This window comes from Mesorhizobium sp. WSM4841 (assembly GCF_055811515.1).
The window spans coordinates 54,927-78,559 of sequence record NZ_JBVVQC010000010.1 but is presented as its reverse complement, the minus strand read 5'-3'; the positions used below and the strand labels follow the sequence as shown (position 1 = coordinate 78,559).

Here is a 23,633-nt window from a genome sequence, read left to right as displayed (position 1 = left end):
AACCCCGTTCATCGCAACAAAATAGCGCGCTGTTGCCGGCGCGCCCTAAGAATCACTGATAGGAAACCAGCGTTGCGCCATTTTCATGGCTGAAATCTGGCTTCACGCCAAGCATGGAAGCCGAACGTCGGACAATGTTCGCAGCCATGACGCCAGCATTCGAGGCGGCCGTTGCACCCATGCCGGGTTTTTCCGGCCTCGGTTCGTCGGCGATCGTAAGCACGATGTATTGCGGATCGTCCATCGGGAAAGCCGCGACGAAGGCGTTGAAATTCTTGTCCTTTGAATAGCGGCCGTTGACAACCTTCTCGGCCGTTCCGGTCTTGCCGCCGACGCGGTAACCTGGAACCCTGGCGTTCCTGCCTGACCCTTTCTCGGCGTTCAGTGCGTAGAGATAGCGCATGCCCTCGACCGTCTTGTCGCTGACCACTTTCTTGGCCACCGACATCGCCTGTTCCTGTGCGCGCCTCAGGAATGTCGGCTGGATCAGATAGCCGCCGTTCAGCAGCGCGGCGCAGCCGACCGCCGTCTGCAGCGGCGTTGTCGACACACCGTGACCGAAGGCGATGGTGATCGAATGGACCTGTTTCCAGACTTTGGGCTCGGTCGGGCGGGCGACCTCCGGCAGTTCCGTCTGCATCTTCTCGAGGATCCCCAGGCGATGCAGGAATTCGCGGTGCCCCTCGATGCCAACCGCTTCGGCTTCCTTGGCCGAACCGATGTTGGACGAGTAGATGAACACTTCGGGCACCGACAGCACCCGAGCCTTGCCGTGAAAATCATGGATGGTCTGACGGCCGATCCTGATCGGGCGCGAAGCGTCGAAACGGCTTTCCAGCGTCACTTTGCCGGAATCGAGCGCCATGGCGGTGGTGAAGCTCTTCAACGTCGAACCCATTTCGTAAAGGCCGGCCGACATGCGGTTCAAGCGGTCCTTGTCCTGCGCATTGTAGGGGTTGTTCGGGTCGAAATCCGGAACCGATGCCATCGCCATCACTTCGCCGGTCTTGATGTTGAGAACGACGGCGCCCGCCGCGATTGCGCGGTATTTCTCCATGCCGGTGGCGACCTCGTCCCGCACGATATGCTGGACGCGCAGGTCAATCGAGAGCTGCACCGGCTTCAGATCCTTGGCCATCGCCAGGCCCGACGCCTGAAGATCGCTCAGCCCCTGTTCGTCGATGTATTTCTCCATGCCGGAGATGCCTTGGTTGTCGATGTTGGTGAGCCCGACAATGTAGGACGAAGTTTCGCCAGCCGGATAGAAGCGGCGCTTTTCGGTGCGGAAGCCGAAGCCGGGAACACCGAGCTGCATGATATCCGATTGTTGCTTGGGCGTCAGTTGCCGCTGCAGCCAGACGAAGCCGGCGCCGCTCTTGAGCTTGTGGTAGGTCTGCTCGTAGTCGATCTCGGGAAGCACCGTCGCCAGCTTTTCGATCGCCTCGTCGGCGTCGACAATGCGGCGCGGTTCGGCAAACAGCGATGCCGTCTTGATGTCCGTCGCCAGCACTTCGCCGTTGCGGTCGACGATGTCGGGCCGTGACGCCGTCACCCGGCTCTGCGGACCGCCGGACAGGTCGGGGTTCTGAAAACCCAGATAGACCAGCCGCCCGGTGATGGTTGAATAGATGCCGAAGAACACCGCCATCGTCATCACGATGCGGGTCCTGCCCTTACCGCCGGTCGCCTTGCGGGCGCCTTCGACCACAATCGATCCATCTTCCGACTTGGCGCGACGCTTCAGCAGTCCGGCGATCGACGGAAATCTGGCGATCATTGGACGATGCCTCCGGTCACCACGGGGTCTTTGTCGCCCAAGGGTCCTTTGCCAGAATTGTCGGCCATGCCGCCCAGCCGCTGCGACGAAAGGTCTTCTATGGTGAGGGGTTTTGCCGGCAGGTCGTCCAGCCCAATGATCTGGCGGGCGCTGACCGGCTCGAGTTCGAGTTGCGACTTGTAGATCTCGGCCAGCTTTTGCAGGCGCGACGGCTGGGTCAGCAGGCTCCAGTCCGCCTTCAGGAGATCGATCGTATCCTCCTCGTAGCGGATCTGCGCCTGGATCTTGTGCACCGCCGCCAATTGTTCTTCGGCCTCGCGCTTGGTCTTGTAGGTCAAGGCCGCAGCCGAAACCATGACGGCGATAAGGACTATGTCGCTGGTACGAAACACGTGCTCACCTCTCTCCCGGGCGGTCGGCACCGGGAAGTTTTGGGTCAGGAAGTTTTGGAAGCCCGAAAATCGAAAAGTCGCCGGCGCGCGGCGGTGCTTCGGTGCGGATCGCAGCGCGCAGCCTTGCCGAGCGTGCGCGCGGATTGGCTGATATCTCGGCCTCATCAGGCGTCACGCCGCTACCCGCCTTTTTGAAGGTGGCGGTGCGCGCTTGCGCCTCGGGCAGGTGCCGCGATCCGGTGGCCGCATCGGCGCGATCGGCGATGAAGCGCTTGACGATGCGGTCTTCCAGAGAGTGGAACGTCACCACGGCCAGCCGTCCGCCCGGTTTCAGCACGCGTTCAGCCGCAAACAGCGCTTTGGCCAGTTCGCCGAGTTCGTCATTGACGAAGATGCGCAGTGCCTGGAAGACGCGGGTCGCCGGATGGATCTTGTCCTTCGGTGCGCGGCCGACATGCGTCTCGATGGCGTCGGCAAGGTCGAGCGTGCGCTCGAACGGATGTTTTTCGCGACGGCTCTCGATCATGCGGGCGATGCGGCCGGCGTGACGCTCTTCGCCAAGAAACCCGAAGATGCGGGCAAGGTCGCCCACTTTGAAGCTGTTGACGACATCAGCGGCGCTGAGGCCAGCCTGCGCCATACGCATATCGAGTGGTCCGTCGGCACGGAACGAAAAACCGCGCTCCGGCTGGTCGATCTGCATTGAGGAGATGCCGATGTCGAGCACGACGCCGTCAGCACTTTCGACATGCTCGTCCAATGTCGAGAACGGCGCCTGAACCAGCCTGAGCTTGCCGCCTGATAGTTGTTCGAGAACACGACCCGCAGCGATCGCATCCGGATCGCGGTCCATGGCGACGACCGAGGCGCCGCTTGCCAGAATGGCTTTGGTGTAGCCGCCGGCGCCGAAGGTGCCGTCGACGATCAGCTCGCCCGCCTTAGGGGAAAGTGCCTCCATCACTTCGGCAAGGAGGACCGGAATATGGCGAGCCGGTCCGCCTGCGGCGTGAGGGTCATCGCCGTAGCCCGCCATCATTCCGGTCGCTCCCCAGGCTTCGTCCCCTGCCAAAGCTGCAAAAGCCGGGCGCGCGCTTCCGCCCCATAGGCGGTGAGCCGTCCAGGTTCCCAGATCTGAAAGAAATTGCCGCGACCGACAAACGCCGCTTCCGCGGAAATGCCGGTGTGCTCGCGGATGAAATCGGTCATCGAGATGCGGCCGTCCTGATCGAGCTTGAGAAATGTCCCATCGCCATGGCAGAAGAACGACATGTCGTCCGCCGTCTGCAGGAAGGGGTCTTCCTGCGCGATGCGCTGCTCGTAGCGGTCGAGCAGGTCGAGCCCGCCGACATCCATCGCCGGGCGATCCAGGCAGCGCAGCGCATAGAGTTCCGAATAGCCGCGTTTCTGGACAACGGCACGGAAATGCGCTGGAACGGACACCCGTCCCTTCGCATCGATCCTGTTCACCGCGCTTGACAGAAACCGGTCCATTACGCGTTACGGCCGCTTGCGCCGCCGCACCCCTCTGCATCTTCCCGCCCGCGCCGCCCCGGCGCGGTCCCTGCCCAAAACTCACTTCGTTCCAGGCGAAAACAAGCAAACGCTCAGCCGCCGCGGCTGCCCGATTGGCGTACGCTTCACCCTGACGCGGAACGAAGGCTTGAATATCGAAATGGGATATCATGGGGCGCTATGGGCGTCAACGGGAATAGGCTTCACAAACGCGCGCCACAACCGATGAGAGCAGCTTTGACGGCACTCCCGTCTTTATGCTCCATTAAGCCTAACGAAGCGTTTAGAGCGGTTTGCCGGCACGGTTCGGCGCTTGCCTGCCGGTGTGACCCGGCATAGCGTCTGCGCGTTCTTCTCCTCAAAGTCAGGGTTCGAAAAACCGATGTCCGAAACAGCGAAGTCGCGCGCCGCCACCCTTGCCCATTTGCGTGGCGTCAAGCTCGCCAAGGGCGACCCGGTCTCACTACCGCTGATAGTGACGACAACTTTCCATCTGCCCGGCAACCCGGCCGGCGTCAGCCAGTACGGGCGCTACGACAACCCGACATGGAACGCGGTGGAAGACATGCTCGGCCACCTTGAGGACGCGCCGTCCGTAGCGTTCCCGTCGGGCATGGCCGCGATCTCGGCGGTCTTCTTCGCGCTGCTCAAGGCAGGCGATCGCATCCTGTTGCCGTCCGATGGTTACTACACGCCGCGCCTGCTTGCCGAGCGCTTCCTCAAACCTTTCGACGTCTCGTTCGACACAAGACCGACCAAGTCCTTTCTGGACGGCGGTTTTTCCGGCTACCGGCTGGTGTTCGTCGAGACCCCATCCAATCCCTGCCTAGACATTTGCGACCTGGCCGGCGTGGCGCGCCTTGCGCACGAGGCCGGCGCGCTGGTCGTCGCCGACAACACCACGATGACGCCTTACGGTCAGCGCCCGCTCGATCTCGGCGCCGATATCGTCGTTGCTGCTGACACTAAGGCGCCCAATGGCCATTCCGACGCGCTGTTCGGCCATGTCGCCAGCCGTGACACCGGGGTCATCACCGCCATCCGCGACTGGCGCAAACTGTCGGGCTCCACCCCCGGACCATTCGAAGCCTGGCTGGTCCATCGAGGCCTCGAGACGCTGGAAGTCCGCTTCGACCGCATGTGCACGTCGGCCGAACTGATCGCCCGACGCCTGACAAATCATCGGAGCGTGAAATCCGTCCGCTTTCCTGGGCTGGAGAATGACCCTTCGCACAATCTGGCGACCACCCAAATGGAGCGTTTCGGCTTCCTTATCGGTCTCGACCTGGGGAGTGAAGCCAAGGCCGAAGCGTTCATCGGCGCCTGCGCCCTGATCCAGCCCGCGACCTCTTTCGGCGGCGTCCACTCTTCGGCCGAGCGGCGCGCCCGCTGGGGTGATGCAGTGCCGCCCGGCTTTGTTCGCCTGTCGGTCGGCTGCGAGCCGGTGGAGGAGCTTTGGCAGGCGATCGAGGCGTCACTGGACGGCGCGGGCGGCTGAACGAACCGATCAGGAAGCCAGATCGTCGGCTTCAATATTGCGCCGGCCATGCAGCACACGCAGGATTTCGATGGCATCTCCGCCGACACGGGTACAAGGTGAGATATTCGCCGACGACCAGGTGGCGAATGCCGGGCGCAATGTCTTCGCGCGGCGCCAGCGGGCTTCGATCCGGTCGAGCAGCCGGTCTGCTGCAGCCTCGTCGTCTCGCGCGATATGAAGCCAGATCGCGATCAAATCCTCTTCTGCATTTGCAGTTCGGATGATGGGCAGCAAATTCATGCCGCGTTATCGGATTTCAATCGCCTGCGCGCTTCGGCCTTGATTTCGTCGATCGACGCAAACCGTCCCGGCCCGCTGTCGATCCCCTCCTGCACCAGCTTGCGCAGCTCCTCGACCGTGTAGCCATGCAAGTCGCGGCGGTCCTTCCATTGCCTGAGTGCGTCGCGGATCACCTCGCTCGCCGAAGCATATTCGCCTGCGGCGACCACATCGTCGACCGCAGCCGCCAGTTCCGGCGAAAGCGTGATGCTGCGTTTGTCGACCTGGCCCATGATGCGCTCCTGATATTGCCCGGCCTATGGTACGATTTAATCGTACCAATTTCAAGAAACGCTCGCTCCATGCACAGCCCAGTGAAAGCTGATTCAGTCAATGAGGCGCCTGAACCAGCAGGCGCGCCCGAAGGCGCAACCTGCTGATATCAGGGAATTTCCTTGTAGAATCTGGAAGAAATTGCCAGCTGGCCTGTAAGCCGGGTTCTGTATGGCCCTCGCCCCTTGCGGCGCGAGAACGTGGCGGCCATTCATCTTGGGCGCATGTTGCCATGCACCTCACGCAACCTACCCGGACGGTGAGCCGGAAACAGCCCTCGAGGGTTTCCCCTCGCACCGCCCCTATTCGGTCTTGCTCCCGGTGGGGTTTACCGTGCCGCTCCTGTTGCCAGTCGCGCGGTGGGCTCTTACCCCACCCTTTCACCCTTACCACGACGGATCGTGGCGGTTTGCTTTCTGTGGCACTTTCCCTAGGGTCACCCCCGCCGGCCATTAACCGGCACCGTGTCTCCATGGAGCCCGGACTTTCCTCACCCGCAGCCTTTCGGCTTCGCGGGTGCGGCCGCCCGGCCAGCTGGCAAGGCGTATAAAGGGATTCGCGCCCGAAAACGCAAACAAAAAAGCAGGTTCCGGCTTATTTACGCCGGCGCTCCAAGCGCGGCCAGCTGCACCTTGACCTTGCCGCAATAGGCCGCGGATATCGGGTTCATACGCTTGGCGCCATGGCCGGCATTGTACTTCAGGATCGTGCCGCATGTCGTGCCGTCGCCGAGGTTCCGCGCCATGGCGAGGTATTTCATGCCGTATTTGATGTTGGTCTCGGGATCGTAGAGACCTTTGATCGAGCCGCTGTAACCCATCATCCGCGCCGTCGACGGCTTGATCTGCATCAGCCCGATCTCACCGGCGCTGCCGACCTGGTTCGGCTGGAAACCGCTCTCGATCATGATGACGGCCTTGGCGAGCGACACCGGCACACCATTGCTGGCGGCATGACGCTCGATGATCGTCGAATACTGGCCGCTGCCGCCAGCGACCGCCGCCTTCGGCGCCGCCGCGCTGCTTTTCCGGCTGATCGACGCCGTCGTCGCCTGGTCGATGCGGGTCCTGTTGCGCTTCACATGCCGCTTGGAGACTGCCTTGTTTGCAGAGAATGGCTTTTTCACTTTTACCCCAGCTTTTTCCGCCATTGCGGATGCTGTGCTTTTTTCCTTTGCGCCCTGGCCGGCTTTCGGCGTGGCGGTTTTGTCGGACGCGGTAATGAAACCCTGGTCGGCTCGCTGGCTCAGTGGCGCGCCATTCGCCGCACCGATGGCAAAAGTAATTACGCCGGCAGCAACAGCTGCCGTTAAAACGGTCAATTTCTGCATGGGATCCTGTTCTGTTTGAACCGCGCGAAGAACTTCACGCAGCTACGCTAATCAACATCGGAACATCTGGGGGCTGTAGGTCCGACAACTTGCACGGATCGCCTTTGACGACCGAATTGGCGGCAAAAAAGGCGGGGCAAGTCACTTTAAGTGACAGGCTGTAACTTAATAGCTAAGAAAAGACTACTTGGACGGAACTGCCCTCACGGAGGCAAGCAGCCTTTCCAGCGTGCGGATGGTCGATCCGTCGGCCACACCATCCACTTTGCGTTGGCGGAAGTGCCGTTGAAAAGCCTCGACCACGATTTCGGTATGCCGGTCAAAATTGCCTGATATCTCCACGCCATAACCGTAGCGCGCCAGCATCGATTGCAGCGCCTCGACCTCGGCATCCGCATCGCCGGCCTTCAGCACCGCGCCACGCCTGACGGGTGCCGCTTCGACGAGATGGCCGACACCGGCCTCGAACAGGGCCTTCCAAGGGAATTTCTCGCCCGGGTCGATCTTGCGTCCCGGCGCCACGTCGGAGTGGGCGAGCACCCGTTGGGCTGGAATGGAATGGCGCTGGACAATCCCCTTGCACAGGCCGATGACGGCATCGATCTGCCGTTTCGGAAAATTCCGATAGCCCAGCAAATGCCCCGGATTGACGATCTCGACGCCGACTGAACAGGAGTTGATGTCGCTGCGCCCGAACCACGAACTCTTGCCGGCATGCCAGGCACGGTCGCTTTCCCTGACCATCTGGACGATGCGGCCGTCCTCATGGACGAGATAGTGCGACGAAACCTCGCTGGCCGGATCGCACAGCCATGCTTCGGCGCCGGCGCCGGTCTCCATGCCGGTGTAGTGCAGCACGACCATATCGGCGGTCCCGGGTCGTGGACCGAAATTCGGCGATACACTTACCTCGGCGCTCGGCTCGTCGGGCAGGAAGCCGCTCATGCGTGCCGCAGGCCTCGTTCGATCATCTCATAGGCCGCGTTGATTGCCGCTATCCTGCTGGTTGCAATCTTGATGAATTCCTGCGGCAGGCCGCGTGCGATCAGCCGGTCGGGATGGTTGTCCGAAACCAGCTTGCGATAACGCTTCCTGACCTCCTCGAACGTTCTTCCCCGCTCGATGCCAAGCACGACATAGGGATCGGCCGCACCCAGGTCGACGTGCCGGGCCAGAATGCTCTGGTAATGCGCCTCCTCGATCCGGAATATCTCGGCGATACGATGCAGGAACTGGCCTTCGCGCTCGTGGACCAGCCCGTCGGCCTTGGCGATATGGAACAGCCCGTCGAGAATGTCCTCCAGCATGACACAGTTTGAATGGCCAGAGCCGCAAAGCTGCGCCATGCGTTCGGCATAGGTCTCGAATCCGGCAATGTCGCGCTTGGCAAGATCGTAGAGCCGCGCGACATTGCGCGTCTGCTTCTTCGGCACTTCGAATATCTGCTGGAAGGCGCGCACCTCGTCCTGCGTGACGATGCCGTCGGCCTTGGCCATCTTGGCCGACAGCGCGATCATCGCCACCGAGAAGGCGACGCGCCGGCGCAGATCGGGATCGCCGGAGAAAACCGTACGCACGGCCTCGACGACGTCGGCGACACCCGACGAGGTTGAGGACGAAACGCGGGTGATGAAGTCGCCGAGGCGATCCCAAATCGACATGAGCATCTATTAGGGCTAACCGGCCACCGCTATCAAGCGAAGACAATGCCGCAGGGCCGGCCCAGCCGATTTCGTGGGATGCCTGAAGTAGGTGGCGCTAACCATCGATCATGGAAAACAAGCAGACGGCAGCCGCGACAGCGGCCATATCGCGAGAAAACCGCAGGCCTTGCGACATCTTGCCGTTCGTTGCCGCCCTGGCGGCGAGGTTCGGCTACGTCGTCTCGGGGAAACTGGCGCGGGAAATGCCGGGCAGGCAGGTGGTCTGCCGGGCGCTATCGCCCGCGTCAGCCAGGCACAATTGCTGCAAACCTTGGTTACCATTGCCATTTCGGCCCTTCTGCTGGGCGAAAAAGTGACGGGCGAAACCATACCATTCGCGCTTGCGGTGATGGCCATCGCCGCAAGGCGCGTGTCTTGAACCAGATGCTGGGAAGGCCGGCATCATGCCGGCCTTCCCTCAATCTTCAGTCAGATAAACTACTGCGCCGGCGCAGGAGCAGGCTCTGTCGGAGCCGGCTCGGCCGGCTTCGTGGCATCAGGAGCCGGCTGCATCGGCTGTTCAGCCGCCGGCGGATTGGTGCTCTGCGTGGTGGTGGCATCCCCGCCCGTGCCGCTGTCGCTGCAAGCCGCAACGCCAAGCAGGGCAAGCGCCGAAACCGACGCAAGAATGAGTTTCTTCATGACATCTCTCCTCTAATCACGCCCCCGCTACCGGTGACGATCGAGGGCAGAATGCACCAAGTGCCCTATGAGTTTCATAACGTTGCATTTCCGCGTGTAACATCATCTGCTTTTGCCGTTGCCGGTGAGGCTACTGCGAATTAACACATTGAATCAATAAAATGCCTGGGAGAGCTGCCGTGACTGCCAAATGGGATTTCTGGATCGACCGCGGCGGCACCTTCACCGATGTCATCGGCCGTGACCCGGAAGGCGGGCTGCACCCGCGCAAGCTGCTGTCCGAGAATCCTGAAGCCTATGCCGACGCCGCTATCCACGGCATTCGCGAGCTGCTGGACCTGAAATCCGGCGCTCCGATCCCGTCCGGCCTGATCGGCGACATCAAGATGGGCACCACCGTTGCCACCAACGCGCTTCTGGAGCGCAAGGGCGACCGTGTTCTGCTGCTCATCACCAGGGGATTTCGCGACGCGCTGAGGATCGCCTACCAGGCACGACCCGACATCTTCGCCAAGGAGATCATTCTTCCCGAGCAGCTCTACGAACGCGTCATCGAAGTCGACGAACGCGTGCGCGCCGACGGGAATGTCGAACGGCTGCTCGACATTGCCGCCTGCCGGCCGGCGATCGAACAAGCCAGGGCGGACGGCATCGACGCCGTGGCGATCGTCTTCATCCATGCCTGGAAATATCCCGATCACGAAAAGGCGGTTGCAAAGGTCTGCAGAAAACTAGGGTTTCGCCAAGTCTCGGTCAGCCACGAGGTCTCACCGCTCGTCAAGCTGGTCGGCCGCGGCGACACCACCGTGGTCGACGCCTATTTGTCACCGATTCTGGCAAGGTATGTGCAAAAAGTGGCGGGTGAACTGGGCGTTCTCTCCCCCCTCGAGGGGGAGATGGCCGCGCAGCGGCCAGAGGGGGTCGCCCAAGGCAGCGCGAGGCGTCAAGGAACGTCGAGCACTGCCGCAACGACCCCACCCGGCGGCTTCGCCGGCACCCTCCCCGCAAGGGGGAGGGAATCCCCCCGGCTCATGTTCATGATGTCGTCGGGCGGCCTCACCGCCGCCGACATGTTCCAGGGCAAGGACGCGTTGTTGTCCGGCCCGGCCGGCGGCGTCGTCGGCATGGTCGAGACAGCAAAACTCGCCGGTTTCGACAAGGTCATCGGCTTCGACATGGGCGGCACCTCGACTGACGTTGCCCATTATGACGGCGACTATGAGCGCGCCTTCGACACCGAGGTTGCCGGCGTGCGCATCCGTGCGCCGATGATGCGCATCCACACCGTCGCCGCCGGCGGCGGCTCGATCCTGCATTACGAGGCCGGCCGTTTCCGCGCCGGGCCGGATTCGGCCGGCGCCAATCCCGGCCCGGCCGCCTACCGGCGCGGCGGCCCGCTGGCCGTCACCGACGCCAATGTTATGCTGGGCAAGCTGCAGCCCGACTTCTTCCCGGCCATTTTTGGACCCCGCCAGAATGAACCGCTCGACGTGCAAACCGTGCGCGAGAAATTCGCAGCACTCGCCGCCGAAATCGGCGACGGCCGCTCACCGGAGGCGGTGGCCGAAGGGTTCGTCACCATCGCCGTCGAAAACATGGCCAACGCGATCAAGAAGATTTCCGTGCAGCGCGGCTACGACGTCACCGAATATCTCTTGAATTGTTTTGGCGGCGCCGGCGGCCAGCACGCCTGCCTCGTTGCCGACGCACTCGGCATGGAGGCGGTGCTGATCCATCCCTTCTCCGGCCTGCTGTCGGCCTATGGCATTGGATTGTCCTCGATTTTTTCGTCGCGCCAGCAGGCGCTGCTGAAACCGCTGGCGGAAGTGTCCAGGCCGGCAATCGACGAGCTCATCGCAACGTTGCGCAAAGCCGTCATCGACGAGCTTGCCGCGCAAGGCATTGCCGAGGACGCCGTCGCCTCCAAACCGGTGCTGCAGATCCGCTATGACGGCACCGACACCGCGCTGCCGGTGAATTTCGAGCACGGCTCGACCGCACGCGCCAAGGGCGATTTCGAAATGGCCCACAAGGCGCAGTTCGGCTTCGTCTATGACGACAAGCCGATGATCGTGGAATCGGTCGGCGTCGAAGGCATCGATACCGGCGGCACTGGCCGCGACGAAAGTGATTCAGCCGTTGAGGACATCGCCGCAAGCCCTTCGCAGAGTCGGAAAATCTTCGCCGACGGCACCTGGCGAGACGCCGGCATCTTCCGCCGCGAGGTACTCAAACCGGGGCACAAGGTTGTCGGCCCTGCCCTGGTCATCGAACCGAACCAGACCATCGTCGTCGAGCCGGGCTGGCAGGCCGGGATCACCGCCAAGAACCACGTGCTCTTGCTCCGCATCGAGAAAAAGCGCCGGCAGGCGGCGCTCGGCACCGAGGCCGATCCGGTCATGCTGGAGGTGTTCAACAACCTGTTCATGTCGATCGCCGAACAGATGGGCGTGACGCTGCAGAACACTGCCTATTCCGTCAACATCAAGGAACGGCTGGATTTCTCCTGCGCCGTCTTCGACCGCCATGGCGCGCTGGTCGCCAACGCGCCGCACATGCCGGTGCATCTCGGCTCCATGGACCGTTCAGTGGAAACCATCATCCGGCTGAACTCCGGCGACATCCGCCCCGGCGACGTCTTTGCCCTCAACGCGCCCTACAATGGCGGCACGCATCTGCCTGATATCACGGTGGTGACGCCGGTCTTTTCCCTCCCCCTCGAGGGGAGGGTGGCCGCGAAGCGGCCGGGTGGGGTCACCGCAGACGGCACCGCAAGGGCGTCGAGCGCTGCCGCAGCGACCCCCACCGCCGCCTTCGGCGGCACCTCCCCCTCAAGGGGGGAGGAGATCCTCTTCTACGTTGCCTCACGCGGTCATCATGCCGACATCGGCGGCACCGCGCCCGGTTCAATGACGCCGCTCGCCACCACGGTCGACGAGGAAGGCGTGCTGTTCGACAATTTCCGCATTGTCGATCGCGGCCGGTTCCGCGAGAAGGAACTGGAGACGCTGCTCACCGACCACCCTTATCCCGCGCGCAATCCGCACCAGAACATTGCCGACCTCAAGGCGCAGATTGCCGCCAACGAAAAGGGCGTTGCCGAACTGCGCAAGATGGTCGCGCATTTCGGCCTTGATGTCGTCGAGGCCTACATGGCTCACGTCCAGGACAATGCCGCCGAAAGCGTGCGCCGTGTACTGGAGCGGCTGCCCGACAGTTCCGTATACGAGTATCCGACCGACACCGGCCAAGTCATCAAGGTGAAGATCTCGGTCGACCGGAAAAAGCGTGAGGCGACCGTCGACTTCAGCGGCACCTCGCCGGTCATGAAGAACAATTTTAACGCCCCCGAGCCGGTCGCCCGCGCAGCCGTGCTCTATGCCTTCCGCGTCATGGTCGAGGACATGATCCCGATGAATGCCGGCTGTCTGAGACCAATCAACATCATCATTCCCGAGGGTTGCATGCTGAAGCCGACCTACCCGGCCGCGGTCGTCGCCGGCAATGTCGAAACCTCGCAGCATGTCACCAATGCGCTGTTCGGCGCCATGGGCGCGATGGCCAATGCGCAAGGCACGATGAACAACCTCACCTTCGGCAACAAAAAGTACCAGTATTACGAGACGATCTGCTCCGGCTCGCCGGCAGGCCGGATGAACAACGGTCGCGGCTTTGCCGGCACCTCCGGCGTCCACACCCACATGACCAATTCGCGCCTGACCGACCCGGAAGTGCTGGAACTGCGGTTCCCCGTCCTGCTCGAGGATTTCCACATCCGCGAGGGCTCCGGCGGCAAAGGCAAATGGAGTGCCGGCGACGGCACCGAGCGCACCATCCGTTTCCTCGAAAAGATGGAATGCGCGATCCTGTCCTCACATCGCAACCGCCCGCCGCAAGGCCTGGACGGCGGCGGCGATGGCGAGGTCGGCTCGACCAAGGTCCGCCGCAAGGATGGCCGCATCGAAGTCCTCAAGGCTTGCGACCAGACGCTGCTCGAGGCCGGTGAAGCCGTCATCGTGACGACGCCGACGCCGGGTGGGTTTGGTAAACTGTAGGGTCAACCGAAAGATTGACAGGCCGCGTATGCACCATCAGGGTCATAGTTGGGGGCAAGCCATGTCGAATTCCGAAGAAGACGCTCAGAAAATGCGCTGGCGCGGCCGAGCGACACTCGCTGCTTTCTGTCTTTTGGTTGCTGCATCAGCGATGACTTGGCTTGTCATACCGCACCTGCCTACGGCCTACACATGTCCATTTCGCGATACTCCGGCCCTCCGCTGGCTATGGCCGGGAAATCAGGCGACATACAACCAGATCAGCCAATGGCACGGCACCCTCAATGATCAGTGCAATCTTTTCTCAACACGATCTATGCTGTCTGTATTTTTTGCCACGTTTAGTATCTTTTTTATATAACTTCACTCTCGAAAGCTCAGATCACCATGAAGACAGGACCCGTGATCACCACGCTGGTGATGGCATTCATGATCGTAGGTCTTTTTTCAGGTGGCTTTAACGATCAGGCGACCGGTCGTGGCGCCTGGGCAGCATACCATACGACTGATTCGACCAACGTCCTTCTGGGGAAGACTTTGCCTCGCATGTTCGCCATCTACATTTTTGGTCCGGTCTGGATCACTCACTTGAGGGTTGCGTGGCTCCAGCAGTCTTCGGTGTAAGCTGCGGACGCATGGCTGGAGGTGCCAAATGATATTGCGAGCTACAGCAAGCCGGCTGCTGTCATCCATCTGTCATCGCTGAGCGCTACCCGCTTGCGGCAGAGCAAACGGGGAATCGCCTTGTCATGACGGATCTTTCCGGAGAACTGGTTTTTCGCCGCGGCAAGCAAGTTGGCAAGGCCGTCTACCAGAACCGCCCGCTGTCTAAGGCCGGCCTCTCCGAGCGGCTCTTCGCCTTGCTGTTTTCCGGCCTCGTCTATCCGCAAATCTGGGAAGACCCCGACGTCGACATGGAGGCGATGCAGCTTGGCCAGGGCCACCGCGTCGTCACCATCGCCTCGGGCGGCTGTAACATCCTTGCCTATCTCACCCGGTCACCCGAACGGATCGACGCCGTCGATCTCAACGCCGCCCATATCGCGCTGAACCGCATGAAGCTCGAAGCGGTGCGCCATCTGCCGTCGCAGGGCGACCTGTTCCGTTTCTTCGGCGCTGCCGAGACCCGTCACAATTCGCAAGCCTACGACCGTTTCATCGCGCCGCATCTCGACCCGGTCAGCCGCCATTACTGGGAACATCGCAACTGGCGCCGGCGCCGGCGCATCGCCGTCTTCGACCACAATTTCTACCAGACCGGCCTGCTCGGCCTGTTCATTGCCATGGGCCATCGCACCGCCAAATTCTTCGGCGTCGATCCGGCCGCCATCATGCAAGCCAAAAGCCTCGCCGACCAGCGCCGCTTCTTCGACGAGGAGCTGGCGCCGGTCTTCGAAAAGCCGCTGCTGAAATGGGCAACATCGCGAAAAGCCTCGCTGTTCGGCCTCGGCATTCCGCCGGCCCAGTACGATTCGCTGATCACCTCGGGCGACGGCACCATGGCCAGCGTGCTGAAGGCCCGGCTGGAAAAGCTCGCCTGCGATTTTCCGCTACAGAATAACTATTTCGCCTGGCAGGCTTTTGCCCGCCGCTATCCCAATCCCGGCGAGGCTGCGCTGCCCGCCTATCTTGAAAAGCGCAACTACAATACGATCCGCAACAATGTCGACCGCGTTGCCGTCCACCATACCAATCTGATCGAATTCCTCGCCGGCAAGGATGCCGGTTCGGTCGACCGCTTCGTCCTGCTCGACGCCCAGGACTGGATGACCGACGACCAGCTCAATGCGCTGTGGGCCGAGATCACCCGCACCGCGTCCACCCACGCCCGCGTCATCTTCCGTACCGCGGCCGAACCCAGCCTGCTACCCGGCCGGGTCTCGAATTCGCTGCTCGACCAGTGGAGCTATGCAGACGAGGCGTCGCGCGAATTCTCGGCCCGCGACCGTTCGGCCATCTATGGCGGCTTCCATCTTTATGTGAAGCAGTCCGCATGAGCACGACCGAACTGCCGGCAAGGCACGCCGAACCGCCGGCCAGCCATGCCGAACTGATGGACGGCGTCTATCGCTGGCAGCGCCATTTCTACGACCTGACCCGCAAGTACTATCTGCTCGGCCGCGACCGGCTGATATCAGGGCTCGACGTGCCGGCCGGCGGCACGGTGCTCGAACTCGGCTGCGGCACCGGCCGCAACATCGTCCTTGCCGCCCGCCGCTATCCAGGCGCCCGTTTCTTCGGCCTCGATATTTCGGCCGAAATGCTGGAGACGGCCAGCGCCGCCATGGTCTGCGAAGGCCTGTCCGGCCGTGTCACGCTGGCACGCGGCGACGCCACTGATTTCGACGCAGAAGCGCTATTTTCTGTTGAAAGTTTCGACTGCATTTTTGTCTCGTATTCGCTGTCGATGATCCCCGGTTGGGAGAAGACGGTTTCCGCGGCACTTGCAGCCTTGTCGCCTGGCGGCTCGCTGCACGTCGTCGATTTCGGCCAGCAGGAAGCCCTGCCCCGCTGGTTCCGCACGCTGCTGCGCGGCTGGCTGAGAAAATTCCATGTCGAGCCGCGTGAAGCGTTGCGCGATGTCCTGGAATCGGAATCTGCAACAGTCGGCGCAAGCCTCCGATTCAGAACACTTTATCGCGGCTATGCATGGCTCGCCGTGGTCGGGCAGCGCAGCTAGTCAGGGTGTGTTGAAATTCAGGTCAAGCCGAGCCGGAGTCGAAGACGGGCAACTTCGCGCGTCAGGAGCGGATATTGCCATCCACCTCGCCACGCTCTTCACGAGAACGAACTCTGAATCGGATTAGACTAGACTTGGCGAACGCCGCTTGTGTCTTCCGGCGCGAAAGGCCAACGCTCAGCCGAGTATCCTCTTGACTCGTCCGGGCTTCCCGGTGCGGTCGCGCCATTTGCAAACATCGGCTCTCCAACAGCGACGGGGATTTTTGGCGATCGCAATGCAACTCAACCAGATATTGCGACTTGCCACACGGAGCAGCTGGAAATTTATCCTGCCCTCCTTCTACAAAACGCGAGAGCAAGCCATGATGGGCTAGTCGTATTCATCGCGAGACCGCTATCCCAGGAGAAGCGAAGCGGCCAAATGCGTAACTGGGTGACAAAGTTCTGGCGCTCGCTTTCTGCCGGCGGCCTCGTCGTGGGCACGCTGTTCTTCGCAGCTTCTCTTACGCCGACCCTTGTTCCTCGAACCTATCTGACCCAGGGCGTGCTCTCCGGGGCATGTTTCGCCGCCGGATACGGCATCGGAGTCGCGTGGCGCTGGCTGTGGGCCTATATGGAGCTTCCGGAACCGCGTGAGCGGTTCCTGCTTGCTCTCAAGATCGCCGTCGCGGCCATTTGCGCAGCAATCGCCATCTTGTTTTTATGGTGGGCAGCGGAATGGCAAAATTCAATCCGTCAACTGATGCACCTCGAACCCGTGACGAGCGCGCATCCGCTTGAAGTCTGCGTCATCGCGATCGTCACGTTCCTGATGCTCATCGCGCTGGCCCGGCTCTTCAAACGCATCTCCCGTTTGATTTCAGAAAGGTCGGGCCGCTTCGTCCCCCGCAGGGTTTCGAATGTGATCGGTTTCACTGTCGCGATACTGTTGTTCTGGGCGGTCGCAAATGGCGTGCTCGTCCGCTACGCGCTCTACGTCGCCGATTCGTCCTTCGCAACGTTTGATGCCCTCGTCGAACCGGATCGAGCGCAGCCGACACCTCCGCTCAAGACCGGCAGTGCCGCTTCCCTCGTCAGCTGGAAAGAACTTGGACGGGCAGGACGAGAGTTCATCGCGACGGGACCTACCGCTAGCGAGATAAGCACGTTCACGCAAAAGGATGCGCGCGAACCCATCCGGGTCTATGTGGGGCTTCGGGCGGCCGACACTGCCGAAGAGAGGGCGCAACTTGCCCTTGAGGAATCAAAGCGCGTCGGGGCCTTCGAACGCTCCGTACTGGTCGTCATCACGCCTACCGGAAGTGGCTGGATCGATCCCGCCTCGATGGATACGGTTGAATACCTCCACAATGGCGACGTGGCGAGTGTTGCCCAGCAGTACTCCTATCTGTCGAGCCCGCTATCGTTGCTGGTCGAGCCGGAATACGGCTCGGAAGCAGCAAGGGCTTTGTTTGCCGCAGTCTATGAATACTGGACGACGCTTCCCCACAACAGGCGACCCAAACTCTATCTGCATGGCCTGAGCCTCGGAGCGATGAACTCCGAGAGATCGGTGGAGCTTTTCGAGATCCTTGGTGACCCTGTCCACGGGGCGCTGTGGAGCGGTCCGCCCTTTGAGAGCAGAATTTGGCGCAGCATAACGGAGCATCGCAATGCCGGTACGCCCGCTTGGTTGCCGCGGTTCCGGAACGGTTCGTTCGTCCGCTTCATGAACCAGAATGGCGAGACCGGTCCGGCGGACGCGCCTTGGGGTCCCATGCGCATTGTCTACCTCCAATATGCCAGCGATGCGATTACGTTTTTCGATTATCGCGACTTCTATCGTCGTCCCGAGTGGATGGACGCTCCACGCGGCCCGGACGTCTCGCCGGAACTGCGGTGGTATCCGGTGGTATCGATGCTACAGTTGGCCCTTGACATGGCCGTCGCGACCAATACGCCGATGGGCTATGGTCATGTCTTTGCGCCCGAACACTACGTCGACGCGTGGCTCGCGGTGACTGATCCGCAGGGCTGGTCTGCCGACCAGATCGCGCGATTGAAGCAGTATCTTGCCGCTCGCGGCAGGATGTGATCGCTGCCTGCGACGAGTGCGTTATGCGAGCGGTTTGTTTACGAAAGTCTACACATTTGGCATTCGACTTTGGCTTTCCACACGACATAAGGAGATCCTCATCATGTCGGGCAAACCTAAAAAGGGCCTCGATCGCCGGGATCTAATTGTAGCATCCATTGCCTCGGTAGGCGCGGCGGCCGTCTTCGCGGCCAATGCTGGTTCTGCGAACGCCCAGGCCCGACACCGGGTGCGCCATCAGCAACGATCTATACCGGCGATGTGATCCAGGGGAAAAAAGTCGTCAGCGTGCTCGACGTCAAGGACCTGGAGCCCGGCAAGAAGCATTTTTTGTATTTTCAGGGCGTGCAGATGCCCACCGGACAGCACTGGTATGTGTCTGTGACGGTCGCTAGGGGGACAAAGCCGGGCAAGCGCGCTGTCCTGGTCAGTGGTGTGCATGGTGACGAGATGAGTTCTGTGCATACGGTCCAGACCGTGATGAACCGACTTGATCCGGCGGAGATGTCGGGCACAGTGATGGCGGTCACGGACGTGTCCCGTCCAGCCATGGAAACCATGCAGCGCAGATGGCCCAATTCTGGCAGGGGCATTGACCTGATCGACATGAATAGGGAATGGCCCGGCAACGAGAACGGTGCCAGTGCGGCCAGCCGCCACGCCGGTCTCCTGTTCAACCGGCTCCTTCGGCCGAACGCTGACGTCGCAATCGACTTCCATACCGGGACGACCGGATTCGATGCCTCCGCATTCAATATTGGCGACATGGATGTGCCCGAGATCAAGGCGATGCTGGAACTTTATCCAGTGGGCCAGATCTTCGACAATCCTGTGTATCCAAGCGTCCTTCATAACGCGTTTGTCGCCGCGGGTATCCCATCCTTTTGTCCGGAGGTTGGTGCTGCGCGTATCCTCGACCTTGAGATGATTCCCCTATTCGTTGAAGGCACGATGAACGTCCTCAAGCATCATGGCATCCTTGCCGGGCCAATGGGACGCACAGGCAAGGATGTGAATGTTTTTTGTCGGCAACAGTGCGTTCCCGATCCTTGCAACCCAGGCCGGGTTCGTCGAGCATCTGGTCAAGCTGAACGACAAGGTCGGACCCGGACAGAAAGTGGCCATTCAGCATACAGCTTCGGCGAGGTGGTTGCGGAGTACACCAGCAGCGTGGCTGGAGAGGTGGCGGGGCTGCGCAGCGATACGACGGCCGAGGCCGGCAATACCTTGGTATTTGTCCTTTTCCACAGGGCGGCGCCGGAGGGCGTCGAGACTTATCCCGAGTAGTTCACACCCTGCCGAGGCGGCTTAGGTGAACTGACGCGCGATCGCGGCAATCCAAACGCGTCGCCGAAGTGGTGCTCTATGGTGAAATTCGATATCGCCGGACTGGAGGCGGCGCCGACAGATTGAGCCTGACCGTGCTCGTTGGATCCGTACTCCAAAAACGACTAGCGATGGAGCGTCCGATTCCCACCCAACTTGCGTCGTCCGGCTCTCGGCGTCAAATGTCCGAGAAGGGTCCGAACTCGGTCGTTCAGGTGATTGGGTTTTGACCCTAATGCAGCGCCTTCGCCAGCGCCGCCACCATCGTCTGCGGCCGGTAGCCGAGCTTGGCCGGTGTCAGGCCGAGCCGCACCACCACCAGCTTCTCGGAGGGAATGATGGCGACCGTCTGCCCGTCATGGCCTTCCATCCAATAGGTATCCCGAGGCAGGCCAGCAGCGATGCCGGCGCCGGGGCTCTCCTCGTCGCCCGGCCCCTCGATCCACACCTGGCCCCTGCCGTAGACTTTCGAGGCGGGTGCAGCTTCCCGCATCCAGCCGACGAAACCGGCAGGCAGGATCTCCTTGCCGTTCCACACACCATCCTGCAGCAGGAACTGGCCGAAGCGCGCCCAGTCGCGCGCGGTGGCGTAGAAATAGGACGAGCCGACGAAGGTGCCGTGCTCGTCGGCCTCCAGCACCGCGCTATGCATGCCGAGCGGGTCGAACAGCGCAACCCTCGGCCACGCCAGCGCCTTGTCCTTGTCGCCGATCGCGTCCTGCCACAGCCGCGACAGCATCACTGCTGTGCCGCTCGAATAGGAAAACATTTTTCCGATCTCGCCGGTCAGCGGCTTGGATCCGGCAAAGCCCGCCATATCAGGTTCGAGGTAGAGCATCCGCGTCACGTCGGTGACGTCGCCATAATCCTCGTTGAACTCCAGCCCGCTCGACATCGCCATCATATCGGCGAGACTGATGGCGGCACGGCCGTCCGCTTTCCAGGGTCCGAACAGGCCCTGGTTCGTCATCACCATCTTGCCGTCCTTCACCACCGTGCCGACGATCGCGGCGTTTACCGTCTTGGTCATCGACCAGCCGAGCAGCGGCGTCTTCTCGGAAAAGTCGGCGCCATAACGCTCGGCGACGATACGGCCGTTCTTGACCACCACCACCGCCCGCATACCGGCGCCGGTCATTGCGGGATCGTCGAGGATGTTTGCGATTTCGGGGTTTTGCGAGGCGTCGACCCTGTCGCCGTCCGGCCAAAGTGCGTCGCGCGACGGCGCCGGTGTCAGCGCCGGCCGGGCGACTGCTTTGGCCCTGGCGACGTCGCCATCCGGAACCGAAGCGCAGCCGAGCCCGTCGCGAACGACCGCGACACTCTTGCCGAACACGCCGAACAGTCCCGCCGAGACCGTGCCCTGCTCCTTGTCGACCGATACCCTCATCAGCCGCAGCAGCGGGTGGCCCGGCGCCTGCACGTCGACGGCGAGCACCTCATCGGCATCGCGTCCGGCGATAAAGACATTCGAGCAGACGATCTTGGCCGTATAACCCGAGCCGACGCGGATCAGTTCCGGCGGCGCGATGTAAAGCCAGGCGGCGAGTGCTGCGACCGCCAGCACGGCCAGCCCGAGCAGCCATTTCACCAGCCTCAGGGCAATCTGCATTTTCCGACTCCCCCCGGACGCTCATCCATGTCATCGATTTGCCGCCATTGCTTCGGCAAAATCGCGGTTCTGGTCGAGCGCTGTCAACGGAATATCAACCATGATCGGCGATCACTGATGCATGTCACCCAAAAGCATGCCCCCGGGCCCGAACCGGGGGTGCGCAGCGGTTTTGGGATTACGACATGCATAACAAAGATTAAGGCGCGCCGAAGCGGCGCACTTTAAAAGATAGAGCGGTCCTGTGGGGCGATCGCTTGGGGGCACGGTCGAGGGACCACCTGCAGCAACAACCCATCAGCGGCCGGCTGAAACCGGTTCAGGAGTTGTGATGCGCCGTCTCGCGGCTTTCATCTTGCTGACGCTGCTGGGCGCCTGCTCGACCGTCGACGATCTTGCGCCGTCGCTGCCGGGCGCCCCGACCGTTGCGGTGCGCGCACCCCGTTTTGACGACTCCGACCCGCATGAGTGGGACAGCGGCGCGCCGTGGAGTTATGCCGTTCACGGCACCGACGTCTCCAAATACCAGACCTCGGTCGATTGGCCGGCGGCCAGGGCCAGCGGCATTTCCTTCGTTTTCATCAAGGCGACGGAAGGCGGCGATCGCTTCGACGATTATTTCAACGAGCATTGGAGCCGCACGAAAGCTTCAGGAATCCCGCGCGCGGCCTATCATTTCTACTATTTTTGCACACCGGCCGCGACGCAGGCGCGCTGGTTCATCCAGAACGTGCCCAAAGACCGCTCGGCGATGCCGCCGGTTCTCGACATGGAATGGAACCCGCAATCGCCGACCTGCAGGCTGCGGCCGGATGCGGCCACGGTGCGCAGCGAGATGAGCACATTCCTCGAAATCGTCGAAAACCACTACGGCAAGAAGCCGATCATCTACACTTCCCTCGATTTCTTCGACGACAACGGCCTATCGGTTTTCCGCGACTATCCCTATTGGCTGCGTTCGGTGGCCGGCCACCCGCGCAAGAAATACGGCAGCCATCCCTTCGCCTTCTGGCAGTACACCGGAACCGGTATTGTGCCGGGCATCCCAGGCAAGGCCGATATCAACGTTTTCAACGGCTCGGAAGCAGCCTGGAACAAGTGGCTGCGGCAGAACACCCGTTGACACCGGGCCTGCCGCCTGCTTTTCGACACAGCCAAATGAAGGATGCTTGCAACCGCTGGTGATCTTCTTGGGGGATGGCGATGCGATTGCGCTTGGAAATTCTCGCGGCGCTGCTTCTGGCAGCTACGGCGGCGACGCCAGCGGTGGCACAGCAATGCGGCGGCGATTTCGAGGCATGGAAGCAGGGCGTAGCGGCGGAGGCCAGGAACGCCGGCGTCGGCACTGCCGGCCTTGAGGCGCTGGAAAAGGCCACCGCCGACAAAAAGGTGCTGGCGCGCGACCGCGCCCAGGGCGTCTTTACCCAGACCTTCATCGAGTTCTCCAACCGGATGATCTCGGCCTACCGGCTGAAGCAGGGCGCCGCCAATCTGAAAAAATACGCCGACGTCTTTGCCCGCGCCGACCAGGAATTCGGCGTCCAGCCGCCGATCATCGCCGCGTTCTGGGCGCTGGAAACGGATTTCGGCGCCGTGCAGGGCGATTTCCACACGCTGAACGCACTGGTCACGCTCTCGCATGACTGCCGCCGCCCGCAACTCTTTCGCCCGCAGATCACGCCGCTGCTGACCCTCATCGATCGCGGCGTCGTGCCGGCCGATGTCACCGGCGCCTGGGCTGGAGAAATCGGCCAGACACAGATGCTGCCGTCCGACTATCTCGGCCGCGGCGTCGACGGCGACGGCGACGGCCTGGTCGACCTGCGCAGCAGCGCGCCGGATGTGATCATGACCACGGCCAACAAGATTATGTCGCGCGGCTGGAAACGCGACCAGCCCTGGATCGAGGAAGTCCGCGTGCCCGACGACATGCCATGGGACCAGACTGGCCGCACCAACAGGCTGCCGCTGACGCAGTGGGCTCAGTGGGGTGTCACCAACCCCAACGGCACGCCGCTTGTCGACAACGGCCTGAAGGCAGGTCTCGCGCTGCCCATGGGCCGCAAGGGTCCGGCCTTCCTCGTCTACGACAATTTCGACGTCTACCTCGAATGGAACCAGTCTTTCACCTATGCGCTGACCGCTGCAAATCTCGCCGCGCGGCTGGCGGGTGCGCCGCACTTCGACCCGCGCAATCCCGAACCCGGCCTCAACGGCGACCAGATGAAAGCATTGCAGACAAAGCTCGAGGCCAGAGGCTATGACGTGGGAACAGTCGACGGCATCCTGGGCACCAACACCCGCGAGGCGATCCGCAAGGAGCAGAAGCGGCTTTGGCCCCCCGGGCGCCCCGGGGCGCCCCCCGGGCGTTTTGGGGAGCGGGCGGGTTTGGCTGTATAAAATGTGTTATGGTGGGAGGGGGGTGTGTGTATTGTG

Annotated in this window: 20 protein-coding genes, 1 other RNA gene and 1 pseudogene; 10 read left to right on the top strand and 12 right to left on the bottom strand. The window is 62.0% G+C overall.

The genetic code is table 11. From position 1 onward, the window contains the following. Nucleotides 1–52: 52 nt before the first annotated feature. Genes AC0L14_RS14570 through mraZ form a run of 4 tightly spaced genes read right to left on the bottom strand, consistent with a single transcriptional unit; the run spans nucleotide 53 to nucleotide 3,660 of the window. Entirely contained in the window at nucleotides 53–1,777 is a 1,725-nt protein-coding gene (locus AC0L14_RS14570; protein WP_473485243.1) for a peptidoglycan D,D-transpeptidase FtsI family protein, read from the bottom strand. Next, entirely contained in the window at nucleotides 1,774–2,169 is a 396-nt protein-coding gene (gene ftsL, locus AC0L14_RS14565) for a cell division protein FtsL (RefSeq protein ID WP_192365389.1), read from the bottom strand. Before ftsL ends, AC0L14_RS14570 begins: the two co-directional genes overlap by 4 nt. Nucleotides 2,170–2,173: 4 nt before the next feature. Further along, on the bottom strand, nucleotides 2,174–3,205 hold the full coding sequence (rsmH, locus tag AC0L14_RS14560; protein WP_473485242.1) for a 16S rRNA (cytosine(1402)-N(4))-methyltransferase RsmH: 1,032 nt from the start codon (nucleotides 3,203–3,205) through the stop codon (nucleotides 2,174–2,176). Then, nucleotides 3,202–3,660, bottom strand: a complete 459-nt coding sequence (gene mraZ / locus AC0L14_RS14555; RefSeq protein ID WP_473749933.1) for a division/cell wall cluster transcriptional repressor MraZ — start codon at nucleotides 3,658–3,660, stop codon at nucleotides 3,202–3,204. Before mraZ ends, rsmH begins: the two co-directional genes overlap by 4 nt. Nucleotides 3,661–4,063: 403 nt before the next feature. Between mraZ and AC0L14_RS14550 the strand changes: the two genes are divergently transcribed. Then, a complete protein-coding gene (locus AC0L14_RS14550) occupies nucleotides 4,064–5,179 on the top strand; it encodes a cystathionine gamma-lyase (RefSeq protein ID WP_473749932.1) in 1,116 nt (371 codons plus the stop codon). Nucleotides 5,180–5,188: 9 nt separating this feature from the next. Here AC0L14_RS14550 and AC0L14_RS14545 read toward each other — a convergent pair whose 3' ends face one another. The 6 genes from AC0L14_RS14545 to AC0L14_RS14520 form a co-directional block, all read right to left on the bottom strand. Beyond that, entirely contained in the window at nucleotides 5,189–5,455 is a 267-nt protein-coding gene (locus tag AC0L14_RS14545) for a type II toxin-antitoxin system RelE/ParE family toxin (protein ID WP_473526576.1), read from the bottom strand. A 2-nt stretch (nucleotides 5,456–5,457) separates the two neighbouring features. Beyond that, nucleotides 5,458–5,733 (bottom strand): type II toxin-antitoxin system ParD family antitoxin, encoded by a 276-nt coding sequence (locus tag AC0L14_RS14540; protein ID WP_123151966.1) that lies wholly within the window; start codon nucleotides 5,731–5,733, stop codon nucleotides 5,458–5,460. 180 nt (nucleotides 5,734–5,913) lie between these two features. Continuing rightward, nucleotides 5,914–6,311: RNase P RNA component class A (gene rnpB / locus AC0L14_RS14535), an RNA gene on the bottom strand. Between the two features lie 60 nt (nucleotides 6,312–6,371). Next, a complete protein-coding gene (locus AC0L14_RS14530) occupies nucleotides 6,372–7,103 on the bottom strand; it encodes a transglycosylase SLT domain-containing protein (protein WP_473749931.1) in 732 nt (243 codons plus the stop codon). Between the two features lie 183 nt (nucleotides 7,104–7,286). Continuing rightward, complete coding sequence (locus AC0L14_RS14525) at nucleotides 7,287–8,048, bottom strand: N-acetylmuramoyl-L-alanine amidase (RefSeq protein WP_473485238.1); 762 nt, start codon at nucleotides 8,046–8,048, stop codon at nucleotides 7,287–7,289. Continuing rightward, a complete protein-coding gene (locus AC0L14_RS14520) occupies nucleotides 8,045–8,764 on the bottom strand; it encodes a TerB family tellurite resistance protein (RefSeq protein WP_473485387.1) in 720 nt (239 codons plus the stop codon). Before AC0L14_RS14520 ends, AC0L14_RS14525 begins: the two co-directional genes overlap by 4 nt. A gap of 91 nt (nucleotides 8,765–8,855) precedes the next feature. Between AC0L14_RS14520 and AC0L14_RS14515 the strand changes: the two genes are divergently transcribed. Beyond that, entirely contained in the window at nucleotides 8,856–9,185 is a 330-nt protein-coding gene (locus tag AC0L14_RS14515; RefSeq protein ID WP_473526573.1) for a hypothetical protein, read from the top strand. A 59-nt stretch (nucleotides 9,186–9,244) separates the two neighbouring features. On the opposite strand, the gene AC0L14_RS14510 is transcribed toward AC0L14_RS14515, so the two are convergent. Continuing rightward, nucleotides 9,245–9,448, bottom strand: coding sequence for a hypothetical protein (locus AC0L14_RS14510; protein WP_123151969.1), 204 nt, complete (start codon nucleotides 9,446–9,448; stop codon nucleotides 9,245–9,247). A gap of 179 nt (nucleotides 9,449–9,627) precedes the next feature. On the opposite strand from AC0L14_RS14510, the gene AC0L14_RS14505 reads away from it, so the two are divergent. The 6 genes and pseudogenes from AC0L14_RS14505 to AC0L14_RS14480 all read left to right on the top strand — a co-directional run bounded on the left by AC0L14_RS14505 (nucleotide 9,628) and on the right by AC0L14_RS14480 (nucleotide 19,546). Next, on the top strand, nucleotides 9,628–13,503 hold the full coding sequence (locus tag AC0L14_RS14505; RefSeq protein ID WP_473749930.1) for a hydantoinase B/oxoprolinase family protein: 3,876 nt from the start codon (nucleotides 9,628–9,630) through the stop codon (nucleotides 13,501–13,503). 402 nt (nucleotides 13,504–13,905) lie between these two features. Then, complete coding sequence (locus tag AC0L14_RS14500; RefSeq protein WP_473749929.1) at nucleotides 13,906–14,127, top strand: hypothetical protein; 222 nt, start codon at nucleotides 13,906–13,908, stop codon at nucleotides 14,125–14,127. Nucleotides 14,128–14,252: 125 nt separating this feature from the next. Next, on the top strand, nucleotides 14,253–15,500 hold the full coding sequence (locus AC0L14_RS14495; protein ID WP_473526570.1) for a BtaA family protein: 1,248 nt from the start codon (nucleotides 14,253–14,255) through the stop codon (nucleotides 15,498–15,500). Then, the gene (locus AC0L14_RS14490; protein WP_473485233.1) at nucleotides 15,497–16,183 is read left to right on the top strand and encodes a class I SAM-dependent methyltransferase; all 687 of its coding nucleotides are present in this window, start codon (nucleotides 15,497–15,499) and stop codon (nucleotides 16,181–16,183) included. The genes AC0L14_RS14495 and AC0L14_RS14490 overlap by 4 nt, the downstream gene beginning before the upstream one ends. Nucleotides 16,184–16,606: 423 nt before the next feature. Further along, entirely contained in the window at nucleotides 16,607–18,259 is a 1,653-nt protein-coding gene (locus tag AC0L14_RS14485) for an alpha/beta hydrolase (RefSeq protein WP_473749928.1), read from the top strand. 103 nt (nucleotides 18,260–18,362) lie between these two features. Then, nucleotides 18,363–19,546 (top strand): annotated as a pseudogene (locus tag AC0L14_RS14480) (M14 family metallopeptidase). Between the two features lie 271 nt (nucleotides 19,547–19,817). Here the strand turns inward: AC0L14_RS14480 and AC0L14_RS14475 are convergent. Then, nucleotides 19,818–21,197 (bottom strand): serine hydrolase domain-containing protein, encoded by a 1,380-nt coding sequence (locus AC0L14_RS14475; protein WP_473526568.1) that lies wholly within the window; start codon nucleotides 21,195–21,197, stop codon nucleotides 19,818–19,820. 331 nt (nucleotides 21,198–21,528) lie between these two features. On the opposite strand from AC0L14_RS14475, the gene AC0L14_RS14470 reads away from it, so the two are divergent. Together AC0L14_RS14470 and AC0L14_RS14465 are read left to right on the top strand one after the other, a co-directional pair. Then, nucleotides 21,529–22,320 (top strand): glycoside hydrolase family 25 protein, encoded by a 792-nt coding sequence (locus AC0L14_RS14470; RefSeq protein WP_473526567.1) that lies wholly within the window; start codon nucleotides 21,529–21,531, stop codon nucleotides 22,318–22,320. A gap of 80 nt (nucleotides 22,321–22,400) precedes the next feature. Beyond that, nucleotides 22,401–23,597 (top strand): lytic murein transglycosylase, encoded by a 1,197-nt coding sequence (locus AC0L14_RS14465; protein WP_473749927.1) that lies wholly within the window; start codon nucleotides 22,401–22,403, stop codon nucleotides 23,595–23,597. Nucleotides 23,598–23,633 lie beyond the last annotated feature (36 nt).